The following is a 414-nucleotide window of genomic DNA, read 5'->3' as shown; positions in this document are numbered from 1 at the left end:
GCCCAGTCCCATGGCGGTGCGTCAGGCCAGGGGGGAGGGGCTTTGCTGCCGGGCCTTGTCCCAGGGGCCGCCGCTCTGGACCGCCGGGACCGTGGCGCGGATTTTGGGGGACGGGCGCTACACCGGCGCGGGACGTTATCGAACAAAGGAGGGGACGGTGCTGGAGACGCCGGGGGGATTTCCGCCGCTGACGGAGGCGGCGCGGACCGGGCAGGGGGCGCGGCGGGAGAGACGGGCCGCCTTGGCCGGACGAGTGCGGTGCGGCGTGTGCGGCTACGGCGTGCCGGCGCGCATCCGCGGAACGGGGATCGAGTACCGCTGCCGCCGGCACTGGACCACCGGCGGTCCTCCCTGTCCCACGGGCCGGTGGCCGGAGGGGAAGCTGCTGGCGCTGGTGGAACGGGTGTGGGCGCT

General features: G+C 75.4%; 1 protein-coding gene. It reads left to right on the top strand.

What is annotated here, in order from left to right; genetic code table 11:
* On the top strand, window positions 1-414 hold a 414-nt coding region (locus H7U37_RS15325; RefSeq protein ID WP_204877027.1), incomplete at both ends, for a recombinase zinc ribbon domain-containing protein.

It is taken from the genome of Pseudoflavonifractor phocaeensis (assembly GCF_016901735.1).
Lineage (GTDB): Bacteria > Bacillota > Clostridia > Oscillospirales > Oscillospiraceae > Pseudoflavonifractor_A.
The sequence above is the reverse complement of the archived record's forward strand: the minus strand, read 5'-3'. Positions and strand labels throughout refer to the sequence as shown.